This window comes from Streptomyces sp. NPDC104581 (assembly GCF_055583685.1).
This window is the reverse complement of sequence record NZ_JBVJNN010000015.1, coordinates 39,726-55,647: the sequence shown is the minus strand read 5'-3', so window position 1 is coordinate 55,647 and position 15,922 is coordinate 39,726. Positions and strand designations below refer to the sequence as shown.

Genomic DNA, 15,922 nt, shown 5'->3' with positions numbered 1-15,922 from the left:
GTCACCGTGTCCCGTTGTCATCCGTACGGTCCCCAGCGAACTCGCAGGACCTCCCGCGACACGGCGGAATGTCAGAAACTGTCAGATGTGAGCAGCATCGCCCGTATCAGCGCCCGTTTCCGGCGGTCGGCCGTCCCATCGCGCCCGTCTCATATCGAGACGTGGCACATGCCCCTCGGTGGCGCGCGACGCCTCCCGCAGCGGGGTGCCCTCCTCGCGGTAGTGGGCCAGGGCCCGCAACTCGTGGCCGGCCAGCAGCACACCGTCCGAGCGGACCACACGCCACCAGGGCACCGCCCCGCCGTACAGCGCCATCGCGCGGCCGACCTGGCGCGGACCGCCCTCGCCCAGCCACTCGGCCACGTCCCCGTACGCCATGACCCGGCCCGGCGGGATCAGGTCGGCGACATCGAGCACCCGCTCCGCGTACTCGGGCAGGTCTCCGGACACCTCGTCGGGCTCGTCGCTCCTCATCCGCCCCATCCTGCCGCACGGCACCGACAGCCGGCCGGACCGCTCGGCCCCGCCGGGCTCCCCGTCCCGCGCACACGGCGCGGTGTCCCTCGATGCACCCTGATACCCCCCTCCGTCACGCCGACGTGCCACCATCGTGCGGGCGGTGACTGGTGATACGAGATCAAGAAGACACGGACTCGACGAAGGAGCAGGGCGTGCAGCCTCCGACGGTGGCGGGCAGCCCTGCGGCCGAGCCACGCCCCGATCCGGCCCCCGACGACGCCGGGGCGGCCGAAGCCGCGTCCGGCACCGCCACCGGACGCGGACCCGGCACCGCGCCCGAACCGCCCGAGTCCCCCGAAGCCAGTGAGCGCCCCGGCACCGGCGCCGAGGAGGACGGGACGGGCCCCGGCACCGGCGGCGGGTCCCGCCGGGACGTCCCCCCCGGCAGCCACGCCGACCCGCTCTCCGGGGACGAACCGCTGCTCGCCGCCCGCGTGCACCGCCCGTCCGACCTGCTGCGCCTGCTCATCGGCATCCTGGCCATCGCGATCGTCCTCGGCCTCTCCGCCTTCGCCCACGGCACGACGTCCGGTCTCGAACAGGACATCAGCAAGGGCACCGGCCAGGCCCCCGACCTGCTCGTCAAGGTCGCCGGCCTGATCTCCAGCATCGCCGTGCTGCTCGTCCCGGTCGCGTTCGCGATCGAGCGGCTGATCAAACGCGACGGCCTGCGCATCGCCGACGGCGTCCTCGCCGCCGTCCTCGCCCACGGTGTGACGCTCGCGACCGATCTCTGGGTCGCCCGCGCGGCGCCCGGCTCCATCCAGGACGCGCTGACGCGCGCTCAGCCCGGCGAGGGGCTCACCGACCCCGTCCACGGCTATCTCGCGCCCGTCATCGCCTATATGACGGCCGTCGGGATGGCGCGCAGACCGCGCTGGCGCGTGGTCCTGTGGGTGGTGCTGCTGCTCGACGCGTTCGCGATGCTGGTGGCCGGCTACACCACACCGTTCTCGATCATCCTCACCGTGCTGATCGGCTGGACCGTGGCGTACGGCACGCTCTACGCGGTCGGCTCGCCCAACGTACGGCCCACCGGCCAGACCCTGATGGCGGGTCTTCGCCATGTGGGTTTCCGCCCCGTCAGCGCGATGCGCGCCGAGCCCGACGAGACCGCCGACACCGCGGAGCAGGGCGAGCGGGGCCGCCGGTATCTGGTGACGCTCGACGACGGCCCCCCGCTGGACGTCACCGTCGTCGACCGGGAACAGCAGGCACAGGGCTTCTTCTACCGGGTCTGGCGCCGTCTCACCCTGCGCACCATCAGCACCCGCCGCTCGATCCCCTCCCTGCGCCAGGCCCTGGAGCAGGAGGCGCTCCTCGCGTACGCCGCCATCGCCGCCGGCGCCAACGCGCCCAAGCTGATCGCCACTTCGGAGCTGGGCCCCGACGCCGTCATCCTCGTGTACGAGCACACGGGTGGGCGCTCCCTGGACTCGCTGCCGGACGACGAGATCACCGACGAGCTGGTGCGCGGCGCCTGGGAACAGGTCAAGGCGCTCCAGTCGCGCCGTATCGCCCACCGCAGGCTCACCGGCGACGCGCTGCTGGTCGACCGGGACGGCAGGGTGATCGTCACCGATCTGCGCGGCGGCGAGATCGCCGCGGGCGACGTCGTGCTGCGCATGGACATCGCGCAGCTGCTCACCACGGCCGGACTGCGGATCGGTGCCGAACGCGCGGTGGCCACCGCCGTGGACGTCCTCGGCCCCGACACCGTCGCCGACTGTCTGCCGCTGCTCCAGCCGATCGCGCTCAGCCGCTCCACGCGCGCGACGCTGCGCCGGCTCGCCCGTGAGCGGTCCCAGCGCGAGCGCGAGGCGGTGCTCCAGGCGTCCCTGGAGGCCAAGCGCTCCCGTACGCCGGAGGCGAAGGCACCGGTCACGGACGCCGAGCGCAAGGCGGCCCGCAAGTCGCTGCGCGCCGAGAAACAGGCCGAGAAGAGGGCGCTGGACGACGCGCAGGAGGGCGCCCGCGAGGAGGACCTGCTCTCCCAGATCCGCGCGCAGGTGCTGCTCATCAGGCCGCAGGCACCCGTCGAGCCGGTCCGTCTGGAGCGGATCCGACCGCGCACGCTGCTCAGCTTCATCGCGGGCGCGGTCGCCGCGTACTTCCTGCTGTCGAGCCTCGCCGGGATCGACTTCGGCACGGTGGTCTCGGAGGCGCACTGGGGCTGGGTCGCCGCGGCCGCCCTGTTCTCCTCGCTCAGCTACTTCGCCGCCGCGATGAGCCTGCTCGGCTTCGTGCCGGAGCGGGTGGGCTTCCTGCGTACGGTGGTCGCCCAGGTCGCGGGCTCCTTCGTCAAGATCGTCGCCCCGGCGGCGATCGGCGGTGTGGCGCTCAACACCCGTTTCCTCCAGCGCGCGGGCGTACGCCCGGGACTGGCCGTGGCCAGCGTCGGCGCCTCGCAGCTGTTCGGACTCGGGGCGCACATCCTGCTGCTGCTCCTCTTCGGCTATCTCACCGGTACGGAGAAGACCGCCTCCCTCACCCCGTCGAGGACGGTGATCGCGGGACTGCTGACGGTCGCCGTACTGGTGCTGGTCGTCACCGCGATCCCGTTCCTGCGCAAGTTCCTGGTGACGCGGCTGCGTTCGCTGTTCGCCGGGGTCGTGCCGCGCATGCTCGACGTGCTCCAGCGGCCGATGAAACTCGCCACCGGCATCGGCGGCATGCTGCTGCTGACCGGCCTGTTCGTGATGTGTCTGGACGCGTCCGTACGGGCCTTCGACAAGGGCGACCACGGACTGAGCTACGCGAGCGTCGCGGTCATCTTCCTGGCGGGCAACGCGCTCGGATCGGCCGCTCCGACACCGGGCGGCGTGGGGGCCGTCGAGACCGCGCTGACCGTGGGTCTGGTGGTGACCGGCGGGGTGCCCTCCGAGGTGGCGGTCCCCGCGGTGCTCCTGTACAGGACGCTGACGCTCTGGCTGCCGGTGCTGCCCGGGTGGATCTGCTTCAACCACCTCACCCGCAAGGGAGCCCTCTGACGGTCCCCGGACCGGGTCACCACCCGGCTGGCCCCCGGGCCGCGCGGCGCTCCCCGCCACGACGCACCATGGGGAGATGCCGATGCCCTTCTTCTCCGCCTCCACCGTTTCCGCCGGGCGTCGCCGCCCGGCGCTGACCGCCGTCACCGCCGTCACCCTCGCCACGCTGCTGGCCGCCGCCGGATGCTCGGGCTCCGACCCGGGCTCCGGCGGCGAGCAGGGCGGGCAGAACAGCCGGACCGACCAGGACGGCCAGAACAGAGCCGGCGAGAGCGCCGCCCCCGGCAAGCTGACGTCCCAGAAGCTGGACTGGAAGACGTGCCCCACCCCGTCGGCGGCCGAGGGCGGCGGCACGGCTCCGTCGCCGCTGCCCGGCGGCACCAAGTGGGAGTGCGCCACGATGACCGCCCCGCTCGACTACGCGAAGCCCGGGGGAGCCACGATCCCGCTGGCCCTGATCCGGGCGAGGACCAGCGACCCGGACAAGCGCATCGGCTCACTCGTCTTCAACTTCGGCGGGCCCGGCGGTTCGGGGGTGACCGGGCTGCCCTCCTTCGGCAAGGACTACGAGAAGCTGCGCACCCGCTACGACCTGGTCAGTTTCGACCCGCGCGGGGTCGGCCGCAGCGAGCCGGTGGAGTGCAGGGACGACAAGCAGCTCGACGCGTACTACGCCCGGGACATGACCCCGGACGACGGTGCCGAGGAGCGGGCGTACGTCGACGGACTCAAGTGGTACGCGGGCGGCTGCGAGCGCAGGTCCGGCAAGGAACTCCCGTACGTCGGCACCGTCAACGCCGCGCGCGACATGGAGCTGATGCGCCAGGTCCTCGGTGACGACAAGCTGAACTACTTCGGTATCTCCTACGGCACCGAACTGGGCGGCGTCTACGCCCACCTGTATCCGAAGTCGGTCGGCCGCACCGTCTTCGACGCCGTCGTGGACCCGACCGAGAGCTCCGAACAGGGCTCGCTCGGCCAGGCCAAGGGCTTCCAGCTCGCCCTGACCAACTTCGCCAAGGACTGTGTGAGCCGCGGCGACGCGTGCACGCTGCCGGGCAGCACCCCGCAGGAGATCGAGGACTTCGTCGTCGAGCTGCTCGACCGGCTCGACAAGAAGCCGGTCAACGGCTTCGGTGGCCGCGACCTCACCGAGACGCAGGCCACCAACGGCATTGCCCAGGCGCTGTATTCGAAGGAGTACTGGCCGCTGCTCGAACAGGGGCTGGACGAGGCCGACGGCGGCAGCGGCGCGCTCCTGCTGGTCCTGTCGGACGCGATGAACGGCCGTGACGAGAAGGGCCGGTACAGCAACATCCAGGCGGCCAACGCGGCCGTCAACTGCGTGGACTCCAAGCAGCGTTACACGCTCGCGCAGACGAAGGCCAAGCTCGCCGAGTTCCGTGAGGTGTCACCGGTCTTCGGCGACTTCCTCGGCTGGGGCCTGCTGGGCTGCTCCGAGTGGCCGGTGCCGGGTGAGTGGGACAAGCCCGACGTCAGCGCGCCGGGCGCGGCCCCGATCCTGGTCATCGGCAACACCGGTGACCCGGCGACGCCCTACGAGGGCGCGCGGGCGATGGTGAAGGCGCTCGGCAAGGGCGTCGGCGTCGAGCTGACGTACGAGGGGCAGGGGCACGGCGCGTACAACAGCGGCAGCTCGTGCGTGCAGAACACCGTCAACGGCTATCTGCTGGACGGCAAGGTGCCGAAGAACGGAACGGTCTGCAAGTGAGCCGGACGGGCCTCGCGGGCCCGTACACGCGGGAGGCCGGTCCACACGAGGTGTGGACCGGCCTCCCGCACATCGCGGTGGATCTCAGTAGACCGGCTTCTCCGGCTCGATCTGGTTGACCCAGCCGACGACCCCGCCGCCGACGTGCACGGCGTCCGCGAAGCCCGCCGACTTCAGCACCGCGAGCACCTCCGCACTGCGGACACCCGTCTTGCAGTTCAAGACGATCTTCTTGTCCTGCGGCAGGTCCTGGAGCGCGTTCCCCATCAGGAACTCGTTCTTCGGGATCAGCTTGGCGCCCGGGATGGAGACGATCTCGAACTCGTTCGGCTCCCGCACATCGATGAGTTCGATGCTCTCGCCGTCGTCGAGCCACTCCTTGAGCTGCTTGGGAGTGATCGTCGAACCGGCCGCCGCCACCTGCGCCTCCTCGGACACGACGCCGCAGAAGGCCTCGTAGTCGATGAGTTCGGTGACGGTCGGGTTCTCGCCGCAGACCGCGCAGTCGGGGTCCTTGCGGACCTTGACCTGGCGGTACTGCATCTCCAGCGCGTCGTAGATCATCAGACGCCCGAGCAGCGGCTCACCGATGCCCGCGAGGAGCTTGATCGCCTCGTTGACCTGGATGGATCCGATCGACGCGCACAGGACACCGAGGACGCCGCCCTCGGCGCAGCTCGGGACCATGCCGGGCGGCGGCGGCTCCGGGTACAGGCAGCGGTAGCAGGGACCGTGCTCGGACCAGAAGACGCTCGCCTGGCCGTCGAAACGGTAGATCGAGCCCCAGACGTACGGCTTGCCCAGCAGCACGCACGCGTCGTTGACCAGATAGCGGGTGGCGAAGTTGTCGGTGCCGTCCACGATCAGGTCGTACTGGGAGAAGATCTCCATCACGTTCTCGGACTCCAGCCGCTCCTCGTGAAGGACGACCTCCACCAGCGGGTTGATGCCGAGGACGGAGTCACGCGCGGAAGCGGCCTTGGAGCGGCCGATGTCCGCCTGGCTGTGGATGATCTGCCGCTGGAGATTCGACTCGTCGACCTCGTCGAACTCCACGATGCCGAGCGTTCCGACACCGGCCGCGGCCAGATACATCAGCGCGGGCGAGCCGAGCCCGCCCGCGCCGACGACGAGCACCTTCGCGTTCTTCAGCCGCTTCTGCCCGTCCATCCCGACGTCCGGGATGATCAGGTGACGGGAGTACCTGCGGACCTCGTCGACGGTGAGCTCGGCAGCGGGCTCGACCAGGGGTGGCAGCGACACAGGGACCTCAACAGGGGATTGGTCGGTTGGTCAGTACGTTTGTTCCTTCAGTAACACTGCCACGCGCCTTCTCATTCCGAGACACCTGGTCCGATCTGCGAGACGATTTCGTCCCAGTAGCCGGGCAGGGCCGCGAATGGACTACTTTGTCCCGTTCTGTCGTCGTGGTCGGTCCGGTCGGTGAAGAAGATCGTGCCCGCGCCCTGCCAGCGCGCGATCCTCATCGCCTCGTCGAGATGGCTGCGCGGCACCCCGTGGACGAGGTGCGCGAAGCGCTCGGGCGGGTGGTCGGCCGTCCAGTCGGCCGCCTGTGACCAGCGGTAGTCGGTCCACGGCCCGCGGAAGGTGACCAACTGGTCGGCGATTCCCGCGTATCCGGGGTGCGGATGCGTGCCGTGACCGAGGACCAGATGCCCGCGGTGGGCGACCGTGTCGAGCGTCGCCGCCGTACGCCTGACGTCGGGGAGGTACAGGGCCCCCGCCGGACACCGGTCGAGGTAGAAGCCGTCGACGCGGTACCAGTCGTGGAAATCGTGCGCGTCGGAGACGATCTCGCCGAAGCTCCGTGCGCCGTGGGCGAGATCGAGATGCCCGAGCACCCGCACGCCCGCGTTCCTGAGCCGGCCCGCGGCCTCCAGACAGTGCGGGTCCGGCATGGTGCCGGGCCCGTTGGCGACGTTGAGCACGGCCCAGTGCAACGGCGTGCCGGGGCGCGTGAGTTCGGCCCATTCGACCGGGGCGAGCAGCGGGTGCGCGTAACCGGGGACGCCGAAGCCCAGCCCGGCGGCCCCGGTGGCCGGCCGGCTGCCTCCGGCGGTCGTCACATGCGACATGCCGCCTCCATCCAGATGTCGGCGAGCGACTCCTCCAGATTGATGCGGGGCCGCCAGCCGAGCCGGTCGCGTGCGGTGCGCACATCGGCCTGCTGCCAGCCGCCGCAGCCGTCGGGGTACGGGAACGGGCCGGCGCCCAGCTGCTCCGCCGGGTGCTCGCCGCGCGGCGGGCCGAGGGTGGCGTGCGGGGGGCGCGGGGGGCCGGGGGGCGCGTCGAGTTCGTGCAGGGCGCCGCCGTATCCGGCGACCCTGGCGAGGACGGCGGCGGCGTCCCTGAGCCGCACCGCCCGCCCCGTCCCGATGTTGACGATGCCCTGTGCCGCCGAGAGCGAGGCGGCGTGCACGGCACGGGCCACGTCCCTTACGTCGACGAAGTCGCGCTGCACGCCGAGGCCGCCGAGCTTCAGCTCGCCGTCGCCGGACTGCATGGCGCGCCGCATGGTCTCGGCGAGCCTGCCGAGCGGGGAACCCGCGGGCGTGCCGGGGCCGACGGGCGAGAAGACCCGCAGGACGACGGCGTCGAGCCCGGCGCCGAGCACCAGCTCACTGGCGGCCAGCTTGCTCACGCCGTACGGGCCGCCGGGCCGCGGCACGGCGTCCTCGGCGGTGGACGAGCCGGGCTGCGAGGGCCCGTACTCGGAGGAGCAGCCGAGCTGGACCAGCCGGGCGCCGCAGCCGCTGCGGCGCAGCGCCTCGCAGACGGTGGCGACGGCGACGGTGTTGTGCCGGGTCAGGTCGCGGGCGCCGCCCCGGGTGGCGCCGGCGCAGTTGATGACGACTCCGGGGTGGACGGCGTCCAGGAAGCGGGTGAGGGCTCCGGGACTGCCGTTGGCGAGGTCGAACCGTACGTCGGCGTCGTCGCCTCGGCCGAGTGCGGTCAGATGGACGGCGGGATCCGCGAGCAGCCGGTCGGCGACGAAGCGCCCGAGGAAACCGTTGGCACCGAGCAGGAGGACCCTCATCGCGCGGCCCCTTGGTTCCGACGTGTCGGTGCTGGGGGTTGACGGGTCATGTTCTGTCTTCTCCTTAGAGGGTGTTGCGGTGTGCTTCGGGTTGCGCCCGCGGCGTCGGCTCCGCGGGAGGTCTGTGGGTCCGGGGGCGGCCCGGAGGGGCGTGCGCCGGAGGTCGGTGGTCCGCCCGTCAGGTGTGGGCCGAGGCCCGGGACAGGACGACGGTGGCGTGGGTCAGGAGGCCGAGCGCGGCGGCGCCGCAGGCGGCGGCCGGTACGGCGCCGGCTCCCGCGGCGTCGACGAGGGCACGGACGGGGGCGGAGACGGGTTCGAGACCGGGGACTCGGCCCGCCGTCGCGAGGACGAGGGCCAGCGCCTCGGCGGCGCAGGCGGTGCCGAGGCCCGCCGCCGCGGCCTTCGGGAAGCCGTGGACGGTGAGCAGCCGGGCGAGGAAGAGCAGTCCGCCCAGCGCGACGGTCGCGGCGGGATGGCCGGCGCTCGCGCCCCGGCCGCCGACGGCGAGTTCGGCGAGGACGGCCAGGGCCGTCAGTGCGAGGAGGTACAGCGCGAGCAGGCCGAGCAGCGGTGGCCGGGTCCGGGAGGCGAACTCGGCCAGTCCCCGGCTGTCGGCGAGAGCCCTGCGTGCCTGTACGGAGAGCAGATGGGCGCACCAGGCAGCGGGGGCCACGGCGAACGCCAGGGCCAGGAGCGGCGCCGCGGCGTCGGTGAGGGGCGATGTCCCGTGCGGGCCGCCGCCGGAGGGGCGCAGCAGCCCGTCCCCGTACAGCAGACAGGCCAGCAGCCCGCACACCCACAGTCGGGAGAGGCGCGCGGTGCGGTCTTCGACCCGCAGCGGGCCGCTCCGGAGGGCGACGGTGAGCGCGGCGGCGAGGGCGACGGCCCCCGCCACTCCTGTCGCTGCTCGCGCTCCCCCGCCGGCGCCGCCCCCGGCGTGGTGCAGGGCGGTGACGGCGACGGCGCACACGGCGCCCGGGAGCAGGGTGCGCAGCGCCCACCCGGCGCGCGGTTCGCCGGAACGCGCCGGAGACGGCGCGCAGTCGTCGGTTTCGGCGGCGCGGGGCACGCGCGCGTACAGCTCCTCGGCGAGGGAGAAGACGTCCCGGTGCCGGAAGCGCGCGGCGGCCCGGTCGGTGACGCCGTGCGCCTCCAGACCGGCGGCGATCTCCAGCGGGTCGACGGCGCGCTCGCAGAGTTGGCGGTGGCTGTGCATCAGCGTCCTGACGGGGTCGGCCGGTCCCCTTCGCCCGGCCGGCCGGGCCGTCCCCGCGGCTGCGGTGCTCGTCTCAGACATCGCTCTCCCCCCGGGCCTGTCCGGCGCCCGCGCCGACCGCCTCCGCGGGACGCGACGGGGGCCGTGCGCTCGGGGAGGCGGGCGCGGGCCCGGTCGTGGCGCCGGGCCGCGGGGGCAGCGGCATCGACACCGGAGGCACCATCGGTACGGGGGGCGGCAGCGGTACGGTCCTGGCCCGCCCCGCGGTCCAGTGGCCGGGTACGTACGCCTCCGCCGGGTTGGCGAACGGCAGCGGCCCGCCGTGCGCGTCCAGGCCCTCGGCCGGGCGGCGGACCGGTGTGTGCGAGATCAGCTCCAGGTAGATGGCGCGGAACGCCGCCAGGTTCTGTTCGACGGTGAAGAGTTCGAGGGCGCGGGCCCGCGCGGCGGCGCCCAGCCGTGCGCGCCGCTCCGGGTCGCGCAGCAGCGCGAGACAGGCGTCGGCGAGCGCCCGCGGATTGCGCGGGGGCACCACGAGCCCGGTGCCTCCGATGACCTCGACGACCGCGCCGACGTCGGTGGAGACCGTCGCGCGCCCGCAGAACATCGCCTCGACGAGGCTGACCGGGAAGCCCTCGACGATGCTGGACAGGACGACCACCGCGCCCGCCGTGTACGCGTCCACCAGCTCCGGCGCGCCGGGCCCGCCCGCCTCCTCGAAGGAGACGCAGTTGTCCCCCACGGCGTGCGCGTCGGTGGCCTCGTCGGGGAACAGCTGGGCGGCCAGCGCGCGGCAGTGGGCGAGATACGCCGTCGCCTCCGCGCCCCGCCCGGCGGCGCCGATGATCCTCAGCCGGGCGCCGGGCTCCTCCTTGCGGATGTCGGCGAAGGCGTGCAGCAGGGAGATGAGGTCCTTGGCGGGCTCGATCCGGCCGACCCAGACCAGCGTGTCGGGATCGCCGACGTCACCGCCCGCCCCGGGGCCGCCGTTCCCTTCGCGTTCGCCCACCGCCGCGAAGCGCGCCGTCTCCATGCCGGGGTAGACGGTGCGCAGTTTGGCGCGGTCGGCCCCGCAGCGCTCCTGCCAGCGCCGGGCGTGGGTGTTGCCGGGCGTGATGACGGCGGCCTGGCCGTAGATCTCGGCGGCGAGCCGGCTCCGGAAGGCCGCGAGCAGGGCGCGTACCGGCGCGCGCGGGGGCGCGTCGCCGCCGGGTCCGGCGGCCAGGTAGTGGGCGCGGAGTTGGACGCCGTACTCGGTGACCAGCAGCGGCACACCGAAGAAGCGTTTGGCCACAAGCCCCGGCAGGGCGGCGGAGCCGCCCGTCGTCGCGTGACAGAGGTCGACACCGCCGAGGCCGTCGTCGTCGTACCAGTCCAGGGAGAGGGGGCGCAGGGCACGTTCCAACTGGTCGGCGAGGACCAGGTAGTCGGGGACGGTGGCGCCGCGCACGCTCCGGCGTGCGCCGGGTGCGTGGCAAGCGGCCTCCAGGACTCGTACGGCGGCTTCCGAGCGCAGGGCTCTCGCGAGCCCGCCGCGCTCGTGCGCCAGTTCGGCGAGCCCGTAGAGCCCATCGGCGAAGACATTCGCGCGGTGCGCGTCGTCGCCGCCCGCGCTCTCCGCGGCTGCCCCGTCGGGGGCGCAGACGGCGGTGATCAGATCCCCGAAGTGCCCTACGAAGCGCCGTCGTTCACGCCGGCCGTACGCCCTTCCGTCACGCCGCGCGGACCAGGGCGCCGCCGTACGCACCCGCCGTACGGAGGGCGGCAGCTGGATCCAGCCGGACTCCTCCTGATGGGCGCTGCGACTGAGCGCGTGGATGTCGAACTCGTGCTGCGTGAGCCCGCGCACGAGCCGGTCGCACCACAGTCTGGACTCACCCGTCGCATACGGGTAGCCACCGTCCGTGAGCAGTCCGATCCGCACGAGCACACCCCGTTCCGCCTTGTGGGAAGCCGCCGGTGGACCGGCGACTCACAGCGGGACGACCGTAAGCGGACATGACGGTGGAACGACGGACGGTTGTCCGTCGCACCACCGGAAGGGGTGAATGCACGTGACTTTCCCACCGCGGTGGCGTTCCGTGGCGGTAAGAGACCCTTTCGGTCACGCTGTGTGAAATTGTGCCCGATGCCTCAACTACCCGGGAACACCCAGGGGTTGGGCTTGCACTTCACGCCGTCGAGATCGAGCGTCTTGGTCTGCTGCTGCATCACGGGGGCGAGCGAGCCCGGCGTCCGGCAGCTCACGTGGTCGTGCCCGAGCCGGTGCCCGACCTCGTGGTTGATCAGCATCTGCCGGTAGGCGAGCATCGCCTTGGCGCCGTACGTCTTGGCCCCCCGCGCCCAGCGGTACGCGTTGATCATGACGCGGTCGGTCGCGGCGGAGTCGCAGGACACGTTGTCGACGGTGGTGTCCAGTCCGGACTTGGCGCACCAATCCGCCGTGGTCCCGGGACTCGCGAGGGTTATCACGAAGTCGGGCGAGCCACCGGCGATCCGCTCGAAGGTCATGGCCCCGTCGTGGGCCCAGCTCCGGTCGTCGTTCAGGGTCTTGTGCACGGCGTCGGCGAACAGGTCCCGGTCGAGGCCGAGCCCCTTCTCCACATCGATCCGGTAGCGGATCTTGCGGCCCTCGCCCGGCGCCCTGTCCAGTCCGGGCACCGCCTCGAACTCGCCCGAGCCCTTCAGATCGGCGGCCAGCGGGAACTGCCTGGCCATCAACTGACTGTAGGTGGGCGGCAGCGCGGGAGCGTCGGCGGCGGGATCCTTCGGCGTCGGCCTGCCGTCCGAGCGCGAGGCGGCGCCCTCGCCGTCACGGGCGAACCCGTCGGAGGGCTGCGCGCCGGCCCGCTGTTCGCCGCCGTCGGTGACCTGACCGGCCACCACCACGACGAGCACCGTGGTCACAGCCGCCGCGGCGATGCCGGTGAAGGTGCGGCCCATGGCGCCCCTGGGGGGCCGCTCCCCGCCGGCGTCCGGGGCGGCCCCGCGGTCGTCGTCCCGGTCGGAGCCGCGGCCCGAGCCGTCGCGGGAGACGGCGCGGGGCCGGCTGTTCTCGTCGTCCCAGTCCGTGCCGGGGGCGTACGGATCGGGCCGCCACCGCGCGGAGTCGACGTCCCCGCCGCCGGTGCCGGACCCGTACGGAGAGGCCGGCGCGTCGAAGGCCTCGATGAACTCACGGCGCGGTCCCGGCACTTGGCGCTGCCCGGTCGGCGCCGGGCGCGGCTGCCCGCCCTGCGGCTGCCGCGGGTCCCGGGGCCCTGGCGCTCCACCGCCCTGCCGGTCCTGGTGGCGCTGCCGGCCCCAGCCGCCGCCCGGCTCCCGGTGCTCGGGATGCCCCCCGCGCACCTGGGGCACGCCGTGCGCGGGGGTGCCGTACGCGGCGGGGTCGGCATGGTCCCGCCCACCGGGAGCGGGCGTGGCGGGCGCGGCGGGTTGACCGGCGGGTCGGCCGCTTCCGCCGGAAGCGCGCTTCCTGGCGTCGGATCCCTGGGGTGCGGGGCCTTTACGGCTGTGTCGTCCCACGCCCAGGATCAGCTCCCGCCACTGTCGTTGTCGCTGTCGTCGCCGGTTCCGGCGCCGTCGTTCCCGGCCGCGACCGCGCCGGCTCTACCGTAACTACGGTCGGCGCGGTCGTTCGTCTCACCCCGTGTCCCGCCCGTCGCCCCGCCGGACTCCCGGATGAGAGCGCGCGTGGCCCCGGCGACCACCTCGGGGTACTCCATCATGGCAACATGCCCGGCGTCCGGAAGCGTCAGGAGCCGCGAATCCCGGAACGCGAAGGACGCCTTTCGCGCCATGCGGTACGAGACGAGCTGGTCCCGCCCTCCGTAGACGAGGAGCGTCGGCGCGAGGACCCGCTCGGCCTGCCGCCACAGCCCCTGCTGGCCGCCCAGGGTGTACGCGTCGACGATGCCCCGCGCGGAGCGGGTCATCGCCTCCCAGAAGTGCGGAAGACGCTGCCGCCGCTCCATCTCCTCCACGGCGTGCCGCAGCCCTTCCTCGGAGACCCGCCCGGGGTCTCCGTAACAGAGGGCCATCACTCCGCGTGTGCGCTGCTCGGCCGTCCACTCGCGGGTCATCCGTCCGAACAGCGCGGCGACACCCGGCACGGCCAGCAGGGCGGTCGGCAGGGCGTTGCGCTGCACGCGGATCTCGGGAAGCGCGGGCGAGACGAGGGTGAGGGTGCGCACCAGGTCGGGGCGGGCGGCGGCGACCCGGGTCGCGACCGCGCCGCCCAGCGAGTTGCCGAGCAGGTGCACCGGGCCGTGCCCGCTCGCGTCGAGGAGCCGGATCACGGCCCGCGCGTGGGCGGTGACCGAGTAGTTGCGGTCCTCCGGCGGCGGGGAGTCCCCGAAGCCGGGCAGGTCGACCGCCTCGCCGTCGACCACGTCGGCCAGCAGCGGCATCAGGTCGGACCAGTTCTGCGAGGAGCCGCCGAGGCCGTGCACGTACAGGGCGCGCGGCAGTCCGGCACGCGTCGGGGGCCGTGAGCGCACGTTCAGGGTCAGCCCCGGCAGGGCCACCGTACGCAGTCGCTCTCCCTCGGCGACCCGGACGGCGCTCACCCGCGGGACGGCGGCGGCGAGGGTTTCCGGCAGCTCGGTCGAAGACATGCGGGCAATGTTACGAGACGATCACGCATCGATTCGCGTGTTCGGCGTCACAGGAGGCGTAGCGTCCCGGGTCCGCAGCTCCTACCCTCGTAAGGAGGCGTCGCCATTCGCCCCATTTCGCGAATGGAGGGCGGAAGACGACCGGAGAAGGAAAGGGCGCCCCATGCCGGCGGACCCGAACGACCCGGACACATTCCCGGACGGCACCGACGAGGAGGAACGGCCCGGCGGGAGGGATTCCGGCGGACCCGGAGAAATCGACGCGGAGACCCCGGAGGCCGACGCCGCCGAGCAGCACAGGGACGTCCGGCCGGAGGGCGACGATCCGCCCGCCCGCATCGATACGACCGAGGCCGACGAGGCGGACGCCGCCGAGCAGGCGCGTATCGTCTCCCTCGACGAGGACGACTACCGCTGAGCGAGTGCCCGGGACCGGGTCCGCCTTTTGTCAGCATTGGATACATTTCTCCGCCGCCGCTTACGGGGCCGGACGGATATCCGGCTCACCGATCGTCCGGTCCGTGAAATTCTGCGACCTGACCACGCACAGCCGGGATAGCCAAAAGTACGATGGCAAGGCGGCGCACAGCGCGCACGGAACGATTCTGGGAGGCGGCGTGACAGCCATAGAGCAGACCGAGGCGGCGCGCCCGCGAGGCACGCGCCTGCCCCGCCGCGCTCGACGCAATCAGCTTCTGGGCGCGGCTCAGGAAGTCTTCGTCGCACAGGGTTACCACGCCGCGGCGATGGACGACATCGCGGAGCGGGCCGGAGTCAGCAAGCCCGTCCTCTACCAGCACTTCCCCGGGAAGCTGGACCTCTACCTAGCGCTCCTGGACCAACACTGCGAGGCCCTGCTGCACGCGGTGCGCACGGCCCTGGCGTCGACGACCGACAACAAGCTCCGGGTCGCGGCCACGATGGACGCGTACTTCGCCTACGTCGAGGACGAGGGCGGCGCGTTCCGGCTGGTCTTCGAGTCCGACCTGACGAACGAGCCAGCCGTGCGCGAGCGCGTCGACCGGGTCGCGCTCCAGTGCGCGGAGGCGATCTCCGACGTGATCGCCTCGGACACGGGCCTCTCCAAGGAGGAGTCCATGATGCTGGCCGTCGGGCTCGGCGGTGTCTCCCAGGTGGTGGCCCGCTACTGGCTCTCCAGTGAGTCGGTCATCCCCCGCGAGAAGGCCGTGGAGCTCCTCACCTCGCTGGCATGGCGCGGCATCGCCGGCTTCCCGCTGCACGGCAGCGAGCAGCACCCGGGCGCCTGACCCGGTCCGTGTTCGCTGCGGGCGTGCCCCGCCACCGTCCTGAGCCTCGTCCCGCCGGGCTAATGTGTGCTGCGTACCGCGCGGTTGACCGCGCAAACGCACCGACCGTTCGGAGGGACATAGCGGTGGAGGTCAAGATCGGCGTGCAGCACACGCCCCGCGAGATCGTTCTGGAGAGCGGGCAGTCCGTCGAAGAGGTCGAGAGCGCCGTCGGCGACGCACTCGCCGGCAAGGCGAAGCTGCTCAGCCTCACGGACGAGAAGGGGCGGAAGGTGCTCGTACCGGCCGAACGCATCGCGTACGTGGAGATCGGCGAGCCGACGACACGGCGAGTGGGCTTCGGCACTCTCTAGGCGGCCCGGTCCGGGACGGCCGGACAGCACCACGGCGACACGAGGAGTGGGGGGGGGGGGGGGGGGGGGGGGGGGGACCTTTTTTTCTTTTTTTTTTGCTGTGGGGTTGGGGTGGTGTCTGAGGGGTTGATGGAGGGCGGACAAAACACACCACAGCAAGCTTATGG

The 15,922-nt window shown here is 72.7% G+C and carries 13 protein-coding genes; 5 read left to right on the top strand and 8 right to left on the bottom strand.

Going from position 1 to position 15,922, the window contains the following annotated elements; translation table 11 throughout:
• Positions 1–81 precede the first annotated feature (81 nt).
• Entirely contained in the window at positions 82–474 is a 393-nt protein-coding gene (locus ACZ61E_RS14890) for an MGMT family protein (RefSeq protein ID WP_469700042.1), read from the bottom strand.
• A 197-nt stretch (positions 475–671) separates the two neighbouring features.
• On the opposite strand from ACZ61E_RS14890, the gene ACZ61E_RS14885 reads away from it, so the two are divergent.
• Together ACZ61E_RS14885 and ACZ61E_RS14880 are read left to right on the top strand one after the other, a co-directional pair.
• Positions 672–3,509 (top strand): lysylphosphatidylglycerol synthase domain-containing protein, encoded by a 2,838-nt coding sequence (locus ACZ61E_RS14885; protein ID WP_469700041.1) that lies wholly within the window; start codon positions 672–674, stop codon positions 3,507–3,509.
• 82 nt (positions 3,510–3,591) lie between these two features.
• Entirely contained in the window at positions 3,592–5,241 is a 1,650-nt protein-coding gene (locus ACZ61E_RS14880; protein WP_469700114.1) for an alpha/beta hydrolase, read from the top strand.
• A gap of 84 nt (positions 5,242–5,325) precedes the next feature.
• Here the strand turns inward: ACZ61E_RS14880 and moeZ are convergent, their stop codons facing one another.
• From moeZ to ACZ61E_RS14845, 7 genes are all read right to left on the bottom strand, one after another.
• Positions 5,326–6,504 carry an adenylyltransferase/sulfurtransferase MoeZ gene (gene moeZ / locus ACZ61E_RS14875; protein WP_469700040.1) on the bottom strand — a complete coding sequence of 393 codons (1,179 nt, stop codon included), beginning with the start codon at positions 6,502–6,504 and terminating at the stop codon, positions 5,326–5,328.
• 71 nt (positions 6,505–6,575) lie between these two features.
• Positions 6,576–7,337, bottom strand: a complete 762-nt coding sequence (locus ACZ61E_RS14870; protein WP_469700039.1) for a spherulation-specific family 4 protein — start codon at positions 7,335–7,337, stop codon at positions 6,576–6,578.
• Positions 7,325–8,299 carry an NAD-dependent epimerase/dehydratase family protein gene (locus tag ACZ61E_RS14865; RefSeq protein WP_469700038.1) on the bottom strand — a complete coding sequence of 325 codons (975 nt, stop codon included), beginning with the start codon at positions 8,297–8,299 and terminating at the stop codon, positions 7,325–7,327. The genes ACZ61E_RS14870 and ACZ61E_RS14865 overlap by 13 nt, the downstream gene beginning before the upstream one ends.
• Positions 8,300–8,477: 178 nt before the next feature.
• A complete protein-coding gene (locus ACZ61E_RS14860) occupies positions 8,478–9,599 on the bottom strand; it encodes a hypothetical protein (RefSeq protein WP_469700037.1) in 1,122 nt (373 codons plus the stop codon).
• Positions 9,592–11,442 carry a DUF3492 domain-containing protein gene (locus ACZ61E_RS14855; RefSeq protein ID WP_469700113.1) on the bottom strand — a complete coding sequence of 617 codons (1,851 nt, stop codon included), beginning with the start codon at positions 11,440–11,442 and terminating at the stop codon, positions 9,592–9,594. The genes ACZ61E_RS14860 and ACZ61E_RS14855 overlap by 8 nt, the downstream gene beginning before the upstream one ends.
• A gap of 209 nt (positions 11,443–11,651) precedes the next feature.
• Positions 11,652–13,043 carry a DUF3152 domain-containing protein gene (locus tag ACZ61E_RS14850; RefSeq protein WP_469700036.1) on the bottom strand — a complete coding sequence of 464 codons (1,392 nt, stop codon included), beginning with the start codon at positions 13,041–13,043 and terminating at the stop codon, positions 11,652–11,654.
• Between the two features lie 8 nt (positions 13,044–13,051).
• A complete protein-coding gene (locus ACZ61E_RS14845) occupies positions 13,052–14,134 on the bottom strand; it encodes an alpha/beta fold hydrolase (protein ID WP_469700035.1) in 1,083 nt (360 codons plus the stop codon).
• A gap of 163 nt (positions 14,135–14,297) precedes the next feature.
• On the opposite strand from ACZ61E_RS14845, the gene ACZ61E_RS14840 reads away from it, so the two are divergent.
• The 3 genes from ACZ61E_RS14840 to ACZ61E_RS14830 all read left to right on the top strand — a co-directional run bounded on the left by ACZ61E_RS14840 (position 14,298) and on the right by ACZ61E_RS14830 (position 15,755).
• Complete coding sequence (locus tag ACZ61E_RS14840) at positions 14,298–14,552, top strand: hypothetical protein (protein ID WP_469700034.1); 255 nt, start codon at positions 14,298–14,300, stop codon at positions 14,550–14,552.
• 199 nt (positions 14,553–14,751) lie between these two features.
• Positions 14,752–15,402, top strand: a complete 651-nt coding sequence (locus ACZ61E_RS14835) for a TetR/AcrR family transcriptional regulator (protein ID WP_405612685.1) — start codon at positions 14,752–14,754, stop codon at positions 15,400–15,402.
• 125 nt (positions 15,403–15,527) lie between these two features.
• Positions 15,528–15,755 (top strand): DUF3107 domain-containing protein, encoded by a 228-nt coding sequence (locus ACZ61E_RS14830; protein WP_469700033.1) that lies wholly within the window; start codon positions 15,528–15,530, stop codon positions 15,753–15,755.
• Positions 15,756–15,922: the final 167 nt, after the last annotated feature.